Below are 409 nucleotides of genomic sequence, written 5' to 3'. Positions count from 1 at the left end.
AATTGAACAAAGGCTAACTATAAATTCTTCTGAAGTACCTAAAAATACACATTTGCAAATGCATTTTTTTTATATAAAGATCGATCATCTTTTCCATTATAGTAGAACTGTTATTTTTCAGCTCTAAGTAATCCTCATGTGAGAAAATCATGTGTACTCCAATGCTTGAGCCTTCGTTAATCGGTTTTAAGACGTACGGATAATCAACTTTAATATTTTCAATCTTCATATCTTTACGCTCAGCTATTACTCTGTCAATTAAGCCAGTTTTCATTGCTTCTTCAGGATCGATCCACATGTCCTATCGTTCCCACGTTTACATGCGGCTTTCCAAATGCTTCTACTATCGCTGTCATAATTACTAACCTTTAATTATACTTTAACTTTAACTCATCAACCACATATTGTG

At 33.0% G+C, this 409-nt stretch carries 1 protein-coding gene; it reads right to left on the bottom strand.

What is annotated here, in order from left to right; all coding sequences use genetic code 11:
• Positions 1 to 13 precede the first annotated feature (13 nt).
• On the bottom strand, positions 14 to 298 hold the full coding sequence (locus ACJ5GX_RS07780; protein ID WP_495292878.1) for a hypothetical protein: 285 nt from the start codon (positions 296 to 298) through the stop codon (positions 14 to 16).
• Positions 299 to 409 lie beyond the last annotated feature (111 nt).

It is taken from the genome of Wolbachia endosymbiont of Tuta absoluta (assembly GCF_059414725.1).
The sequence above is the reverse complement of the archived record's forward strand: the minus strand, read 5'-3'. Positions and strand labels throughout refer to the sequence as shown.

Coding starts and splice junctions, on each gene's coding strand:
- ACJ5GX_RS07780 (WP_495292878.1), bottom strand. CDS start 298: ATGTGGATCGATCCTGAAGAAGCAATGAAAACTGGCTTAATTGACAGA.